This is a genomic window from Streptomyces gottesmaniae (genome assembly GCF_031845845.1).
Taxonomy (GTDB): Bacteria; Actinomycetota; Actinomycetes; order Streptomycetales; family Streptomycetaceae; genus Streptomyces; species Streptomyces akebiae.
The window spans coordinates 1-15090 of the sequence record NZ_JAVRFJ010000068.1 but is presented as its reverse complement, the minus strand read 5'-3'; the positions used below and the strand labels follow the sequence as shown (position 1 = coordinate 15090).

Genomic DNA, 15090 nt, shown 5'->3' with positions numbered 1-15090 from the left:
GTACAGGCCCTACAAGCCGTACAGGCCCTACAGGCCGTACAGGCCGTACAGGCCCTACAAGCCGCACAAGTCGTCCCCCTTCCTCGTCGACGCCGTCGGCGGTGTTCAGCAGACCACCCGCAGCAGCAGTACGCACCGCGCCGGTACCGTCACCGACTCCCCGGCCCGGTGCACCACCCCCGGCCCCTCCCGCTGCTCCTCCCGTGACGTGTCGACGACCACCTCGTAGCGATCGGCCCACGGCGTTCCCGGCAGGACGAAGCTCACCGGGCGGTCACCGGCGTGCAGCACGGTCAGGAAGCTGTCGTCCAGGACGGCGGCGCCCCGGGCGTCCCGGCCCGGGATGTCCCGCCCCGACAGATACATGCCCAGTGTCGTGGTCGGCGCGTACCAGTCCCGTTCGGTCATCTCCGTGCCGCGGGCCGTGAACCAGGCCAGGTCCCGCAGTCCGTCCGCCGAGTGGGCGCGGCCGGAGAAGAAGGCCCGGCGGCGCAGGACCGGGTGCGCGTGGCGGAGCGCGATCAGCCGGGACGTGAGATCGAAGAGGGCCTTCCAGGAGGGGTCCTCCAGCAGGCTCCAGTCGAGCCAGCTGATCTCGTTGTCCTGGCAGTACGCGTTGTTGTTGCCCCCCTGCGTGCGGCCCAGTTCGTCGCCGGCGACCAGCATCGGCACGCCCGTGGAGAGCAGCAGTGTGGTCAGGAGGTTGCGCAACTGGCGTCGCCGCAGCGCCCGTACGCGTTCGTCGTCCGTCTCGCCCTCGGTGCCGCAGTTCCAGGACCGGTTGTCGTCCGAACCGTCCCGGTTCCCCTCCCCGTTCGCCTCGTTGTGCTTGCGCTCGTACGACACCAGGTCGCGCAGGGTGAAACCGTCGTGCGCGGTGATGAAGTTGACCGAGGCGTAGGGCCTGCGGCCGCCCCAGGCGTAGAGGTCGCTCGACCCGGACAGGCGGTAGCCGAGGTCCCGCACGTCCGGCAGCGCGCCCCGCCAGAAGTCCCGGACCGCCCCCCGGTAGCGGTCGTTCCACTCCGTCCACAGGGGCGGGAAGGCCCCGACCTGGTAGCCGCCCGAACCCACGTCCCACGGCTCGGCGATCAGCTTCACCCGCCGCAGCACCGGGTCCTGGGCGATGACCGCCAGGAACGGGGAGAGCATGTCGACGTCGTGCATCGAGCGGGCGAGCGCCGCCGCCAGGTCGAAGCGGAACCCGTCGACCCCCATCTCCGTCACCCAGTAGCGCAGCGAGTCCGTGATCAGCCGCAGGACGTGCGGCTGGACCACGTGCAGGGTGTTGCCGCAGCCCGAGTAGTCCGCGTAGCGGCGGGCGTCGCTCTGCAGGCGGTAGTAGCCCCGGTTGTCGATGCCGCGCAGCGACAGGCTCGGGCCGCGTTCGTCGGCCTCGGCTGTGTGGTTGTAGACCACGTCGAGGACGACCTCGATACCGGCCGCGTGCAGCGCCCGCACCATCCGCTTGAACTCCCCGACCTGCTGCCCGGTCGTGCCCGACGAGGCGTACGCCGCGTGCGGGGCGAAATAGCCGATCGAGTTGTAGCCCCAGTAGTTGCGCATGCCCCGGCGCAGCAGATGGTCCTCGTGGGCGAACTGGTGCACGGGCAGCAGCTCGACCGCCGTCACTCCCAGCTTCACCAGGTGCTCGATCGCGGCGGGGTGGGCCAGACCGGCGTACGTGCCGCGCAGCTCCTCCGGGATGCCGGGGTGGGTCATCGTGAAGCCGCGGACGTGCAGTTCGTAGATGACCGAGTCCGCCCACGGCGTCTTCGGGCGGCGGTCGTCGATCCACTCGTCGTCGGGGGCGTCGTCATGGACGACGACTCCCTTGGGGACGTGCGGTGCCGAGTCCCGTTCGTCGCGCACGGTGTCGGCGACATGCTGCTCGGGCCAGTCCCGGACGTGCGCGTACACCTCCGGCGGCAGGGCGAACTCGCCGTCCACGGCACGCGCGTAGGGGTCGAGGAGGAGCTTCGCCGGGTTCCAGCGGGCGCCGGTCCACGGGTCCCAGCGGCCGTGGACGCGGTAGCCGTACCGCTGCCCCGGCAGGACGCCCGGCACGAAACCGTGCCAGATCTCATGGGTCAGCTCGGTCAGCCTCAGCCGGGTCTCCTCACCCGCCTGAGAGAACAGACACAGCTCGACGGACTCCGCCCCGCCCGCCCACAGCGCGAAGTTGGTGCCGGCGACCCCGTCGGGGCCCACCCGGAACCGCGCCCCCAGCGGTGTCGACGCCCCCGGCCACACGGGCCTTCGTTCCGGCGCGGCCTCCTCGCGCCGGTCGCCGTTCAGCACGGTGGCCGGACGCGCGGCCGGCACCCCCCGCGTCCCCCGCACTTCGTCCTGCTCGGCTGCGCTCGACACCTCAGGCCTCCCGCGGCTCGGTGGGCGACGGAGAAGGGGAGCGAGATGTCCCGTCACCGCTCCCCATCGCGTCGTCCTCCCAAGGGTTCTGCCCAGAGCACGCCTCGCACTCACGTTTCCCGGGGGCGTGCGCCGTCGTTGGGCCGCACGTGAACCACGCACAGACGCACGCGCGCCGCGCCGGGGCCGCCCTGGCCGCCGCGCTCACCTGGGCCGGCCTGCTCGCCGGGGTCGCCGGCTGCACCGCAGGACCGCCGCTCACCAGCGGAAAGGCACCCGACGACACGATCCGGGTCACACCGGAGGACGGCAGCAAGGGCGTGCGCCCGGAGCAGCGCTTCGAAGTAAGGGTGCCCAGTGGGCGCCTGGAGTCCGTGGAGGTGGTGAAGTCCCAGGACGCGCAGGAGTCACCCGTACCGGGACGGCTCTCCGCCGACGGGCTGACCTGGCGCCCCACCGGCTCACCGAAGCTCGCGCTGGCCGCCCGGTACACCGTCGACGCCGTCGCCCTCGACGGCCACGGCCGGCGCTCGGCGCGACACGTCACCTTCACCACACACGTCCCCGACGAGCGCTTCATCGCGTACGCCACGCCCGAGAACCGGGCCACCGTCGGCACCGGGATGATCGTCTCCCTGGAGTTCAACCGGGTGATCGAGGACCGCGCGGCCGTGGAACGCGCCGTCGAGGTGACCGCCGAGCCGGCCGTCGAGGTCCGTCCGCACTGGTTCGGCGGGGGACGCCTCGACTTCCGCCCCGAGACGTACTGGAGGCCCGGTACCAGGGTCACCGTCGCCCTGCGGCTGCGGGACGTGGAGGGCGCGCCCGGCGTCTACGGCCAGCAGGACCGGACGTTCTCGTTCACCGTCGGCCGCCACCAGGTCAGCGTGGTCGACGCGGCGCGGCACACCATGCGCGTGGAGCGCGGCGACGGTGTGCTCGCCACGCTTCCCATCACCGCCGGGGCGCCCAAGACCACGACGTACAACGGGAAGATGGTCGTCACCGAGATGCTGGAGGTGACCCGGATGAACGGGGCCACCGTGGGCTTCAGGAAGGCGAACGGCAAGAGCGAGTACGACATCCCCGACGTCCCGCACGCCATGCGCCTGACCACCTCCGGCACCTTCCTGCACGGCAACTACTGGGCCCCGGACGCCTTCGGCCGGGCCAATGTCAGCCACGGCTGTGTCGGCCTGCGCGATGTGAAGGGCGGCGATTCCGGCACCCCCGCGGGCTGGTTCTTCGACCGCAGCCTCGTCGGGGACGTCGTCGAGGTCGTCAACAGCAATGACAAAAAGGTCGCTCCCGACAATGGCCTCGGAGGGTGGAACATGGGATGGAAGGAGTGGAAAGCGGGTGCCGCGGTGAAGTAGACCGACATGGCGCCGACATGAGACCCGGCACGGCACCGGCAGGGGGGACGCGCGTGATCATCCGAGTTGGGACTGAACGGTGACATTCACCGAGGCCAAATCATCCCGATCATCTGGTTAATGTACGTGCGTACGCGCACGCTGCGCGTAGGGGTGCGGGCCTGCTCAGGCCGTGCGAGGGGAGAACAGAGAGTTGAACGGGCGACCGATATCGGGGGCGTCGGTTGGCGCGCGGACTCGGCGGCGCAGGGGGGCCCTGGCCATGCTGCCGGTCCTGATGCTGCTCGCCGTCACCGCGTGCGGCGGAGGCGGGGGCGCGGACTCCGGCTCCGGCGGTGGCAAGGAGAAGGGATCCGACAGGACCGCCTCCGACAAGGCGGCCACCAAGGCCTCGGAGGCGGTGGTCTCCATCGCCCCGAAGAACGGCGCCGATTCCGTGGCGACCAGCGGCGCCCTCAAGGTGACCGCCACGAAGGGCAAGCTGTCCGAGGTCACGGTCGAGAACGACAAGGGCGAGAAGATCGAGGGCGAGATAGCGAAGGACGGCTCCAGCTGGACGCCGTCCATCCACCTCAACTCCGCCACCGAGTACAAGGTGCACGCCGTCGCGAAGGACTCCGAGGGGCGCGAGGCCGCCGAGGACTCGACCTTCACCACGCTGACCCCGAAGAACACCTTCGTCGGCATCTTCACCCCCGAGGACGGCTCGAAGGTCGGCGTCGGCATGCCGTTCTCGATCCGCTTCACCCGGGGCATCACCGCGCCCGAGGACGTCGAGAAGGCCATCACCATCAAGACCGAGCCGGCCGTCGACGTCGAGGGCCACTGGTTCGGCAACGACCGTATCGACTTCCGCCCGGAGAAGTACTGGAAGGCCGGCACCAAGGTCACCGTCGACCTCAACCTCGACGGTGTCGAGGGCCGCGACGGCGTCTACGGCGAGCAGAACAAGAAGGTCTCCTTCACCATCGGCCGCAGCCAGGTCTCCACGGTCGACGTCAAGAAGCTCACCATGAAGGTCGAGCGGGACGGCAAGGTCATCAAGACCATTCCGGTCACCACCGGCAAGCCCGGCATGGAGACCTGGAACGGCCAGATGGTCATCAGCGAGCGCCTGAGCGTGACCCGGATGAACGGCGAGACAGTCGGCTACGGCGGCGAGTACGACATCAAGGACGTGCCGGACGCCATGCGGCTGACCAACTCCGGCACCTTCATCCACGGCAACTACTGGGGCGGCGACGCCTTCGGCAACTACAACGCCAGCCACGGCTGCATCGGGCTGCGCGACACCCGCGGCGGCTGGGACCGGAAGGCGCCGGGCGCCTGGTTCTTCGACAACTCGATGATCGGTGACGTCGTCGTGGTCAAGAACTCCAACGACCGGATCGTCGACCCGGACAACGGCTACAACGGCTGGAACATGTCGTGGGACAAGTGGAAGGCGTGAGCGCCACCGCCTGAGAACCTGACGCACGGCCCCGGTGTGATGTAAGGCACCGGGGCCGTCGCCGTTAGTCGCGGTTAACCTGCGGAGCATGACCGTGCATCTCGAAGTCGCCGAAGGCGTGGGCACCATCCGCCTCGACCGCCCCCCGATGAACGCCCTGGACATCGCGACCCAGGACCGCCTCAAGGAACTCGCCGAGGAGGCGACGGACCGGGACGACGTACGCGCCGTCGTCCTCTACGGAGGAGAGAAGGTGTTCGCGGCCGGCGCGGACATCAAGGAGATGCAGGCCATGGACCACGCGGCGATGGTCGCCCGGTCCCGGCCCCTGCAGGAGTCCTTCAGCGCCGTGGCCCGTATCCCCAAGCCGGTCGTCGCGGCCGTCACCGGGTACGCCCTGGGCGGCGGATGCGAGCTGGCGCTGTGCGCCGACTACCGGATCGCCGGGGAGAACGCGAAGCTCGGCCAGCCGGAGATCCTGCTCGGGCTGATCCCGGGCGCGGGCGGCACCCAGCGTCTGTCCCGGCTCGTCGGCCCCTCCAAGGCCAAGGACCTGATCTTCACCGGCCGGATGGTCAAGGCGGACGAGGCGCTCGCGCTCGGCCTGGTGGACCGGGTCGTCCCGGCCGACGAGGTGTACTCCGCCGCGCACGAGTGGGCCGCCCGGCTGGCGCGGGGTCCGGCGATCGCGCTGCGGGCCGCCAAGGAGTCGATCGACGCGGGCCTGGAGACCGATCTGGAGACCGGGCTCGCGATCGAGCGGAACTGGTTCGCCGGGCTGTTCGCCACGGAGGACCGCGAGCGCGGGATGCGCAGCTTCGTGGAGGAGGGGCCGGGCAAGGCGAAATTCGTCTGACGGCCGTGGAACCGCGGTCGGCGCGCCTCGGAATCGGGTTCACAAGTTCCGCTGATCGACTTGCAGTTGACGCGGTGTATTACCCGCATCCCCCGAAGGGGCGTTTTATCCGAGCCTTAAGGCAGCCTTAAGAACATCTCGCCCAAGGGGCCTGCCGCTGACCGAAGTTCAGCAGGTTCGCGCAGGTCAGGAGGGCTGTGGCGAACAGCTTTCTGCCACTGGCATATGTCAACCGAAACCCCCGGAATGGTTGGTTCCGGGGGTTGTATTCCTGCGGAACGGCCCCGAAGGGGGCTCGGGACGGCCATGATGGGGGCATGGCGGGGCTGGAGGGTATCGAACAGCCGCGGCGGCACGGGAGTGCGACCGCGGCGCGTTGGTCACCTGCGATCGAGGACGAACGGGCGCAGAAAGCACTGGAGTTGTTCGGCAACCCCACCGAGGCAGAGGTTCCGCTCCCGTCCCGTCCCGAGTCCGCCGCCACCGCGCGGCGGCTCGCCCAGGTCGTCGTCCTGCGCCAGTGGCGACTGTCGCCGAAGATGACCGAGGACGCCGTCTTACTCGTCTCCGAACTCGTGGGCAACGCCGTACGGCACACCGGCGCCCGCGTCTTCGGACTCCGCATGCGCCGCCGGCCCGGCTGGATCCGCGTCGAGGTCCGCGACCCCTCACGGGGGCTGCCCTGCCTGATGCCGGTCCAGGAGACGGACATCAGCGGGCGGGGCCTGTTCCTGGTGGACAAACTCTCGGACCGGTGGGGCGTGGACCTGCTGCCGCGCGGCAAGACGACCTGGTTCGAGATGAGGGTCGCGGACCGGTAGCCCCTCGCCACGCGCACCTCCGCCGATCGGACGAATCGCCGACATTCGCGGGGAACCTCCCTATAAAGGTCGCGTGACCACGCCCCGCACCCCCCTCAAGCAGCGCACCCTCGTGCAGCGCGCCCTTCTCGCGGCCGCCGTCCTCGCCGCCGTGGCAGCGTGCGGCTCCGAGACCGGGCCCACCGAGCAGGAGCAGCGCGTCCAGGCCGACCGTGCCGCCGCCGAAGCCGAAGCCGCCGAGCGGAGGAAGAAGCAGCGGACGGCGGTCCGGGGACTGCCCGGCATGCCTCCCGTGCTGGACCCCCGGGACGTCTACGCCGCCGACCGCCCGAACCGGCTCTCCCCGGTGGTCAAGGACTTCCCGTCCCGGGTGTACGTGCCCAACAGCGAGTCCGACACGGTCTCCGTCATCGACCCCGAGACGTACGAGATCATCGAGACGATCCCGGTGGGCCGCCAGCCCCAGCACGTCGTACCGTCCTGGGACCTGAAGACGCTGTGGGTCAACAACAACCGGGGCCACACCCTCACGCCCATCGACCCGAGGACGGGCAAGGCGGGCAAGCCGGTCGAGGTGCACGACCCGTACAACCTGTACTTCACCCCCGACGGCAAGTACGCCGTCGTCATGGCCTCCCTCGACCGCGAACTCGTCTTCCGCGACCCGCACACCATGAAGCGGATCAAGACCGAGCCGGTCACCTGCTACGGCGTCAACCACGCCGACTTCTCCCTCGACGGCACGTACTTCATCGTCTCCTGCGAGTTCAGCGGCGAACTGCTCAAGGTCGACACCGCGAGGATGAAGGTGATCGGGCAGCAGAAGCTGCCGTTCGAGGGAGCCATGCCGCAGGACGTGAAGATCTCACCGGACGGCAAGCGGTTCTACATCGCCGACATGATGGCCGACGGCATGTGGGTCCTGGACGGCGACAAGTTCGACGAACCGAGACTGCTGCCCACCGGCAAGGGCACCCACGGCCTCTACGTCGGCCGCGACTCCCGGGAGATGTACGTCTCCAACCGCGGCGAGGGCACGGTGTCGGTCTTCGACTTCACCAAGGACAAGCTGACCAAGAAATGGCACCTGCCCGACGGTGGCAGCCCCGACATGGGCGGCGTCTCCGCCGACGGCAAGGTCCTGTGGCTCTCCGGCCGCTACGACTCCGAGGTGTACGCCATCGACACCCGCACCGGGGAGCAGCTCGCCCGCGTCCCCGTCGGCAGCGGCCCGCACGGCCTCGCGGTCTACCCGCAGCCCGGCCGCTACTCCCTCGGCCACACGGGCATCTTCCGGTGACGACCCGCGACTTGCGGTGGCATCTTCCGGTGACACATGACAACCGGGCGGGATGACACGCCTCCAAACGAGTGAGGGTCCCCGGCCCGGCGCCGCACAGCCGAGATCGTGCTCGGCATGATCACCACTCGTGCGCGGCGCCGGGCCGCCGCCGTCGTCCTGTCCCTCTCCGCCGTCCTCGCGACCTCCGCCGCGACCACACCGGCACAGACCCCCGCCTCGACGTCCGCCAAGGCCGCCGCCTTCGTGGGGGCCGCCGCCCCCACCTGCCCCCGGTTCGAGGACCCGGTGCACGCCGCCGCCGACCGCCGCGTGGACGTCGACCGCATCACCCCCGAGCCGGTCTGGCGCAAGAGCTGCGGCACTCTCTACCGCAGTGACAGCCGGGGCCCGGCCGTCGTCTTCGAGCAGGGCTTCCACCCCAAGGACGTCATCGACGGGCAGTACGACATCGAGAGCTACGTCCTGGTCAACCAGCCCTCGCCGTACGTCTCCACGACCTACGACCACGACCTGTACAAGACCTGGTACAAGTCCGGCTACAACTACTACATCGACGCCCCCGGCGGCGTCGACGTCAACAAGACCATCGGTGACCAGCACAAGTGGGCCGACCAGGTCGAGGTCGCCTTCCCCGGCGGCATCAGGACGGAGTTCATCATCGGCGTCTGCCCGGTCGACAAGAAGACCAAGACGGAGAAGATGAGCGAGTGCGAGAGCAACCCCCACTACGAGCCCTGGCACTGACGCCGTCGCCCCACCGGGCCCCACGCGGCTATCGGGCGACGAGCAGGATCTCCGAGCCCACCGGCCGATAGCCCGCCGACTGGAACGCCCGCACGCTGCGGGCGTTCCCCGGCGCGATCTGCGCCCACAGCGGCTCGGCGACGAGATGACGTGCGGCACGCACCAGCGCCCGGCCCAGCCCCCGCTGCCGTACGCCCTCCGCCACCTCGACCGAGACCTCCAGCCGCCCGGCGATCCCCCGGCCCGTCGTCAGGACGCCGCCCTCCACCGTCCAGACCCGTACGTCGTCACGGCGCCGCCGCGCGTACGCGACGCGGGAGTGGTCGGCGTCCGTGATCTCCCGCAGCGGGAGCGGCGGTTCGCCCGGCAGGGGCGAGGCGACCAGCATCGCGTCGATGGTCTCGGCCGTACGGCCCGTCCGTTCCATGAGGGCCGCCAGGAACCGCGGGTTCATGCTCGCGGACAGCGCGTCGCACTCCGTCGCCGCGAGACTCTCGCGCACCCACCGGGGATCCTCGTCCGTGAACACGACGGAGTGCGCCGTGAAGCACAGGACCCCCGCGTCCCGGGGAGCGTGCTGGGCGACGATCGTCGTACCGCCGTCCGCCGGTGGGAAGACCCCCTCGGCCGCCGCATCGAGAATGGCCCGCAAGTTCTCCATCGCCGCCGTGCTCCTTGAGTCTCCACCCACTGGAAGGCCCAGACTCGCAGACATGATCGACAACAGCACCGGCCTTTTCACCATCGGGCAGCTCGCCCGCGGCTCCGGTCTGTCCGTCCGCACGATCCGCTACTGGTCGGACGAGGGCGTCCTGCGCCCGGTCACCCGCAGCGCGGGCGGCTACCGGCTCTACGACGCCGAGTCCGTGGCCCGGCTCGAACTCGTCCGCACCCTGCGGGAACTGGGCCTCGGCCTGGACCACGTTCGGCAGGTGCTCGCGGGCGAGACGACCGTCGCGGAGGTCGCGGCCACGCACGTGGCCGCGCTGGACGCGCAGATCCGCGCGCTGAGGGTGACCCGGGCGGTGCTGTCGACCGTGGCGCGACGCGGCTCGACCGCGGAGGAGATGACACTGATGAACAGACTGGCCCGGCTGTCCGCCGCCGAACGAGGGCGGATCATCGACGACTTCATGGAGGAGACCTTCGGAGGACTCGACACCGCCGACCCCGACGTCCGGACGCGGCTCAGGTTCAGCCTCGCGGATCTGCCGGAGGACCCCACGCCCGAGCAGGTGGACGCCTGGGTGGAGCTGGCCGAGATGCTCCAGGACCCGGGGTTCCGGGCACGGATGCGGGAGACCGTCGAGTTCAACGCGGCGGACCGGGGGCCGGACGCGCCGTCGGGCACCTCCCTGTGGTTCATGAGCCGCCTGGTGCAGCTCGCCGGAGAGGCGCTGCGCGAGGGCGTCGACCCCGCCTCGCCCGCCGCCGAGGAGGTGCTGGCCGGGCTGCTCGGCGACGCCGACCGGGCCGCCGTGCTGGAACGCGTCACGTCGGCGGCCCACGCCGAGCTGGCCCGGTTCCGGGAGCTGGCCGCGCTGGTGCGGGGCGTGGAGCCGCTCTCGGCGCACACCGAGGAGTTCGCGTGGGTGGTCGCCGCACTCCGTGCTCGGGCGGCCGGTTAATCTGACCTGCGTCAGTAGGACTGTCAGCAGGACTGCCTCGAAGAGGCAGGGCACCAAGAAGGGGCGGATCGGTGGCGGACATCGAGGCAGCGCGCAAGGAGTTCCAGCGGATCGACGCGGACGGTGACGGGTTCATCACCGCCGCCGAGTTCAAGACCGCCCTCGCCCAGGAGGGCGACTGGAACGTCACCGAGTCCGTGGCGGAGGTCATCATCCGCACCCGCGACCTCAACGGCGACAAGCTCCTGTCGTTCGACGAGTTCTGGGCCCACCTGGGCAAGTGAGCCGAGCGGCCGAGGGGCGTTCTCCGTCATGTGCGACGGAAGGCGCCCCTTCGTCATGCCGGGGTGCGGAATAGGGAAGGACGGGACGGGGTTGGTGCCTGACATGCATGCACGCGCATGCATTGTGGAACCCGGAGATCTCTCCACTCTCCTCGATCACAAGGGCGGCCTGACATGAAGATCGGCATCATCGGCGCGGGCAACATCGGCGGCAACCTCACCCGACGGCTCACCGCCCTCGGTCACGACGTCTCCGTCGCCAACTCCCGCGGACCGCACACCCTCACCGCGCTGGCCGAGGAGACGGGCGCCACCCCGGTCCCGGTGGCGGAGGCGGCCCGCGGCGCCGAGGTCGTGGTGGTCACGGTCCCCCTGAAGGCGGTCCCCGACCTGCCGTCGGGCCTGTTCGACGAGGCGGCGGACGGTGTGGCCGTCATCGACACCGGCAATTACTACCCCAGGCAGCGCGACGGCAGGATCTCCGCCATCGAGGACGACGGTCTCACCGAGAGCCGCTGGACCGAACGGCACCTGGGCCACCCCGTCATCAAGGCCTTCAACGGCACCTACGCCCAGGACATCCTCGACCGCCCCCGCCCCGTCGGCGCCCCCGACCGCATCGCTCTGCCCGTGGCCGGCGACGACGAGGCGGCCAAGAGGAAGGTCCGCTCCCTCATCGACGAACTCGGCTTCGACACCGTCGACGCGGGTGGCCTCGACGAGTCCTGGCGCCAGCAGCCCGACACGCCCGTCTACGGCCTCCAGGCCGGAGTCGAGGCCGTCACCAAGGCCCTGGCCGAGGCATCCCGGGAACGCACGCCGGACTTCCGCGGGTGACCGGGGCGACCGGGCCGGTGGAGCGTGGTCAGCCGCCGGCCCACTCCCGCAGGGCGGCCTTGCCGGCGAAGTCCGCCACGTTCTTGTCCACGGGGTCGTCCGTGTACTGGTGGAAGCGCCATTTGGCCTTGATGCGGGGCTTGCCCGCGGTGACGTAGTCGGCGATCCAGAGGCCGTCGCCGGCGTAGGACGTGGAGTCGACGTTCAGCCAGTAGTCGCGGTTGCAGTAGAGGATCACCCGGTGCTTCGGGCGGAGTTCCTTCACTTTGCGGAGGAAGCGGTCCTTCTCGGCGTTCGAGGCGTGGGTGCCCTCGCCGGTGGTCTCCCAGTCGACGGCGAGGATGTCGCCCGCCCGCTCCGGGGCCTTGGCGACGAAGTACTCGGCCTGGGCGGTCAGGTTGCCCGGCCAGAGGAAGTGGTAGAAGCCGACGACCAGGCCCGCCTCGCGGGCGGTCCTGGTCTGGGCGGCGAGTTTCGGATTGGTGTAGGTGCGGCCCTCGGTGGCCTTGACGAAGACGAAGGACAGACCGCTGGTGTCGTACGAGGAGGACTGGTAGGAGCTGACGTCGATGCCGCGCAGCATGGGGGCCTCCGGGAGGGGTGTGGGGGAGTCAGCCGGTTGGGGGGCCGGTCGCGATCCGCTCGGACAGGGCCGTGACACCCGCGAGGAGCGCGGCGGGTGGCACGGCGAGGTCGAGGGTGTGGGCGGTGACGGTGATGCCGGACCGGCGGATGACGTGGGGCGTGGGGTCGGGGCCGGCGCCGGAGGTGGCGGCCGCGTAGATCAGGTGGCCGTGGGGGAGGCCGAGGGCGGTGCAGTAGGCGAGCAGTTGGTAGAGGTGGGACGTGGGTGGGGCGGTGGGGGTGACGTACGCGTACTTCGCGTCCGCCACCGAGACGGGCCGGCCGCCGCGGTAGAGGACCAGGTCCGGGCGGAACGGGACACGGCCGCCCTCGTCCAGCCGGTGGCGGGTCTCCTGGGCGGCGCAGCGCACGCCGTGGCGGGCGAGGGCGGCGGTGAGGGTGACGGTCAGGAAGCGTTCGAAGACCGCCGGCATGTCGAGCAGGAAGCCGTCGGTGGGGATCGGGTCCCCGCCCTCCGGCCGGAGCGAACGGCGGGTGAGGAGCAGCTCCGCGAGGCGCAGGGCCGGGGCGTAGCGGGCGTTCAGACGGGTCGGGGTCCAGAGGGGGAGCGGTGCGCCCGGGTGGAGGAGACGGACTCCGCGCAGGTGGTCGGTGAGGTGGCGCAGGGCCGAGCGGGTGCGGGCGGGCACGCCCGGCAGACGGGCGGCCAGGTGGAGGGCGGCCAGGAGGAGGCGGTTCTCCGCGATGTCCGGGGTGTGGTCGTCGTAGCGGACGGCCACCGGGAGGGGCAGGCCCACGCGGCGGAGCTGGTCCGCCGTGCGGATGCGGCCCCTGATCAGCGGGAGATCCTCCTCGACCGTGCGGTAGCCGTGCAGGACACCGGAGTCCAGGGTGCGGCGTGTGGCGCGGGCGAGGAGGTCCGCGAGGGCGGGCAGCAGCTCGTCCGCCGTGGTCGCGGTGACCTGTTCCGGTTCGGCGTGCCAGGGGTCGCCGGGGGAGTGGGAGAGCAGGAACAGCAGGTCGCGGACCGGGAGTTTGGGCCGCAGCAGCAGTTCGATCACGTCGCCCGCCGGGGTGCGCAGCCGGACCAGGCCCACCTTCTGGTTCCCGGCCACCCGCCAGCGCCCGCCGGGAGCCGGGGGCAGCCGCATGGCACCGGGGGCCGAGAGCAGCCCGGCGACCTGGTCGGCCGTCAGCTCCCGTACGGTTCCGGGGCCGGTCTCGTCGACGGTGAGCCGGAGCGGGGGAGCCACGGGGTTTCCCGCTCCGGGCAGCGCGCCGGGAGCGGTCGTCATGAGCCCAGCGCCGCGCGCAGGGAGGCCAGGCCGTACTCCTCCTCGACGTCCACGCCCGTGCCGTACACCTGGTCCTCCAGCAGGGGCAGGATCTGCGTGCGCCAGATCAGATCCAGACCCTCGGGGCGGGCCGCGCCGGGCTTCGCCAGGTGGGCGAGGCCGGCCCAGGAGAGGATCTCGCCGAGGATCTGGAGCTTCTTCCTGAGGCCGATCTGCTCGGGCTTGAGCGGGGCCATGTTCACGAAGAGCAGTTCGGCCGCCAGGACGACGGTCGTGAGCGGAGCGCCGTCCAACTGGCGGCGCAGCTTGACCAGGAACGTGTCCGACGACTCGTCCGGCCGGTCCACGAAACGGGCGCGCAGATCGGACGCCGTCGCCTCGGTCCAGGCGTCCGTCTCCGGTGCGAACGCGGACTTCCCGCCCAGCAGCCCGCCATGGAAGACGCGCCGCACCTCCGCCACGACCTCGGCACCCACCGGCTGGTCCGCTTCCATGCCCACCGCCCGCCCCTCGCACGTTCGAAGTGCCCACCCTAGGAGGGGCCTTGACGGTCGTCACGTGACGGGGGCGGATCGGCGAGGTGGGTGAGCCGTTTTTCAGCTACCGCCGTTGGAGCGGCCGAAGAACTCGATCTCGGCTATCGCGACCTGCTTCTTGGCGTCCGCGCCGTAGGCGGAGAGCAGGGTGAACCGGACGGTCTCCGCCGCGCCGACCCGGAACTTGCGGCGCTGGCCGCCGGCGCTCTGGTCGAGGGTGAGGGTCTTGGTGGAGACGGAGCCGTCCGGGGCGGTGATCTTCGCCTCGATGCGGTGCGGGCGGGCCGACTCCGCCCGCTGGTCCGCGTTCTTGGAGACACCCGGGGTGATGACCACGTCGAGCAGACGCGTCGGCTCCTCGAAGCGGGCCTCGATCCACTCGCCCTCGCCGGACTGCGTGACACCCGGGCCCCACCACGTGTTGCTGTACGTGTCGAAGGCCAGCTGAGGCTTGTGGCCGGGGAACGAACGGGACGCCTTGAAGCTGTCCGGGACGACCGACGCGCGCTTGGCGAAGTGGTCGCGGGTCGCCTGGTAGGCGTCGTCGGCCTGGAAGGCGAGGGTGACGATCAGGGTCAGGACGAGGGCACCGACCAGCCAGCTGAGGATCTGGCCGAAGCCGCGCCGCAGCCGGGGCCGGTCACCCGCCCACGGCGTCTCCGTGTTGCGGCCGGTCAGCACCCGGCGCCACCACGGCAGCCGGGCCGGTGCCTCGGTACGGCCGGCCATCGGCATCGCGCAGCGTGCGCAGAAGTGCCGGTCCGGCCGCGTGGGGGTCCCGCACCACGGGCAGGGCACGCCGCCCTCGGTGCCGAACTCCGGCTGCGGGGCGCGGACCTGGGGGCGCTGCACGTCGGGGCGGCCCGGCAGTACGGGGGCGACGGCCGGCTCCGCGGGCGCGCGGTGCTCGGGGTCGGCCACCGGGACCAGGAGGGACCTGGCCCGGTCCGCGGCGGAGGGGGAGGGGGGCGGTGCCGGGGCCGGGGTCGGTGAGGTGGGGGGTGC

General features: G+C 71.1%; 15 protein-coding genes. 9 read left to right on the top strand and 6 right to left on the bottom strand.

What is annotated here, in order from left to right:
• Window positions 1-105: 105 nt before the first annotated feature.
• Entirely contained in the window at window positions 106-2370 is a 2265-nt protein-coding gene (gene glgX, locus RM704_RS43105) for a glycogen debranching protein GlgX (RefSeq protein WP_033526800.1), read from the bottom strand.
• Window positions 2371-2519: 149 nt separating this feature from the next.
• On the opposite strand from glgX, the gene RM704_RS43100 reads away from it, so the two are divergent.
• The 6 genes from RM704_RS43100 (at window position 2520) to RM704_RS43075 (ending at window position 8920) form a co-directional block, all read left to right on the top strand.
• Window positions 2520-3746 carry a L,D-transpeptidase gene (locus RM704_RS43100; RefSeq protein ID WP_033526801.1) on the top strand — a complete coding sequence of 409 codons (1227 nt, stop codon included), beginning with the start codon at window positions 2520-2522 and terminating at the stop codon, window positions 3744-3746.
• 262 nt (window positions 3747-4008) lie between these two features.
• The gene (locus tag RM704_RS43095) at window positions 4009-5196 is read left to right on the top strand and encodes a L,D-transpeptidase (protein WP_033526802.1); all 1188 of its coding nucleotides are present in this window, start codon (window positions 4009-4011) and stop codon (window positions 5194-5196) included.
• A gap of 88 nt (window positions 5197-5284) precedes the next feature.
• Entirely contained in the window at window positions 5285-6052 is a 768-nt protein-coding gene (locus RM704_RS43090; protein ID WP_033526803.1) for an enoyl-CoA hydratase/isomerase family protein, read from the top strand.
• A 317-nt stretch (window positions 6053-6369) separates the two neighbouring features.
• Complete coding sequence (locus RM704_RS43085) at window positions 6370-6873, top strand: ATP-binding protein (protein ID WP_033526804.1); 504 nt, start codon at window positions 6370-6372, stop codon at window positions 6871-6873.
• 73 nt (window positions 6874-6946) lie between these two features.
• The gene (locus RM704_RS43080; RefSeq protein ID WP_033526805.1) at window positions 6947-8173 is read left to right on the top strand and encodes a YncE family protein; all 1227 of its coding nucleotides are present in this window, start codon (window positions 6947-6949) and stop codon (window positions 8171-8173) included.
• A 117-nt stretch (window positions 8174-8290) separates the two neighbouring features.
• Window positions 8291-8920 (top strand): ADP-ribosyltransferase, encoded by a 630-nt coding sequence (locus RM704_RS43075; RefSeq protein ID WP_033527008.1) that lies wholly within the window; start codon window positions 8291-8293, stop codon window positions 8918-8920.
• Between the two features lie 28 nt (window positions 8921-8948).
• Here RM704_RS43075 and RM704_RS43070 read toward each other — a convergent pair whose 3' ends face one another.
• The gene (locus RM704_RS43070; RefSeq protein WP_033526806.1) at window positions 8949-9581 is read right to left on the bottom strand and encodes a GNAT family N-acetyltransferase; all 633 of its coding nucleotides are present in this window, start codon (window positions 9579-9581) and stop codon (window positions 8949-8951) included.
• A gap of 52 nt (window positions 9582-9633) precedes the next feature.
• Here RM704_RS43070 and RM704_RS43065 point away from each other — a divergent pair, with 52 nt between their 5' ends.
• From RM704_RS43065 to RM704_RS43055, 3 genes are all read left to right on the top strand, one after another.
• On the top strand, window positions 9634-10548 hold the full coding sequence (locus RM704_RS43065) for a helix-turn-helix domain-containing protein (protein WP_033526807.1): 915 nt from the start codon (window positions 9634-9636) through the stop codon (window positions 10546-10548).
• A gap of 71 nt (window positions 10549-10619) precedes the next feature.
• A complete protein-coding gene (locus RM704_RS43060; protein ID WP_033526808.1) occupies window positions 10620-10832 on the top strand; it encodes an EF-hand domain-containing protein in 213 nt (70 codons plus the stop codon).
• A 117-nt stretch (window positions 10833-10949) separates the two neighbouring features.
• Window positions 10950-11669 carry an NADPH-dependent F420 reductase gene (locus RM704_RS43055; protein WP_311593313.1) on the top strand — a complete coding sequence of 240 codons (720 nt, stop codon included), beginning with the start codon at window positions 10950-10952 and terminating at the stop codon, window positions 11667-11669.
• A gap of 28 nt (window positions 11670-11697) precedes the next feature.
• Here RM704_RS43055 and RM704_RS43050 read toward each other — a convergent pair whose 3' ends face one another.
• The 4 genes from RM704_RS43050 to RM704_RS43035 form a co-directional block, all read right to left on the bottom strand.
• Window positions 11698-12252, bottom strand: coding sequence for a glycoside hydrolase family 25 protein (locus RM704_RS43050; RefSeq protein ID WP_033526810.1), 555 nt, complete (start codon window positions 12250-12252; stop codon window positions 11698-11700).
• 28 nt (window positions 12253-12280) lie between these two features.
• On the bottom strand, window positions 12281-13549 hold the full coding sequence (locus RM704_RS43045; protein ID WP_052145978.1) for an McrC family protein: 1269 nt from the start codon (window positions 13547-13549) through the stop codon (window positions 12281-12283).
• Window positions 13546-14049, bottom strand: coding sequence for a hypothetical protein (locus RM704_RS43040; protein WP_192829630.1), 504 nt, complete (start codon window positions 14047-14049; stop codon window positions 13546-13548). Before RM704_RS43040 ends, RM704_RS43045 begins: the two co-directional genes overlap by 4 nt.
• A gap of 96 nt (window positions 14050-14145) precedes the next feature.
• Window positions 14146-15090, bottom strand: a 945-nt coding sequence (locus RM704_RS43035) for an NADase-type glycan-binding domain-containing protein (RefSeq protein ID WP_438828994.1), incomplete at its 5' end; no start/stop codon positions are given.

Coding starts and splice junctions, on each gene's coding strand:
- RM704_RS43095 (WP_033526802.1), top strand. CDS start 4,009: ATGCTGCCGGTCCTGATGCTGCTCGCCGTCACCGCGTGCGGCGGAGGC.
- RM704_RS43090 (WP_033526803.1), top strand. CDS start 5,285: ATGACCGTGCATCTCGAAGTCGCCGAAGGCGTGGGCACCATCCGCCTC.
- RM704_RS43085 (WP_033526804.1), top strand. CDS start 6,370: ATGGCGGGGCTGGAGGGTATCGAACAGCCGCGGCGGCACGGGAGTGCG.
- RM704_RS43075 (WP_033527008.1), top strand. CDS start 8,291: ATGATCACCACTCGTGCGCGGCGCCGGGCCGCCGCCGTCGTCCTGTCC.
- RM704_RS43070 (WP_033526806.1), bottom strand. CDS start 9,581: ATGGAGAACTTGCGGGCCATTCTCGATGCGGCGGCCGAGGGGGTCTTC.
- RM704_RS43065 (WP_033526807.1), top strand. CDS start 9,634: ATGATCGACAACAGCACCGGCCTTTTCACCATCGGGCAGCTCGCCCGC.
- RM704_RS43055 (WP_311593313.1), top strand. CDS start 10,950: ATGCATTGTGGAACCCGGAGATCTCTCCACTCTCCTCGATCACAAGGG.
- RM704_RS43050 (WP_033526810.1), bottom strand. CDS start 12,252: ATGCTGCGCGGCATCGACGTCAGCTCCTACCAGTCCTCCTCGTACGAC.
- RM704_RS43045 (WP_052145978.1), bottom strand. CDS start 13,549: ATGACGACCGCTCCCGGCGCGCTGCCCGGAGCGGGAAACCCCGTGGCT.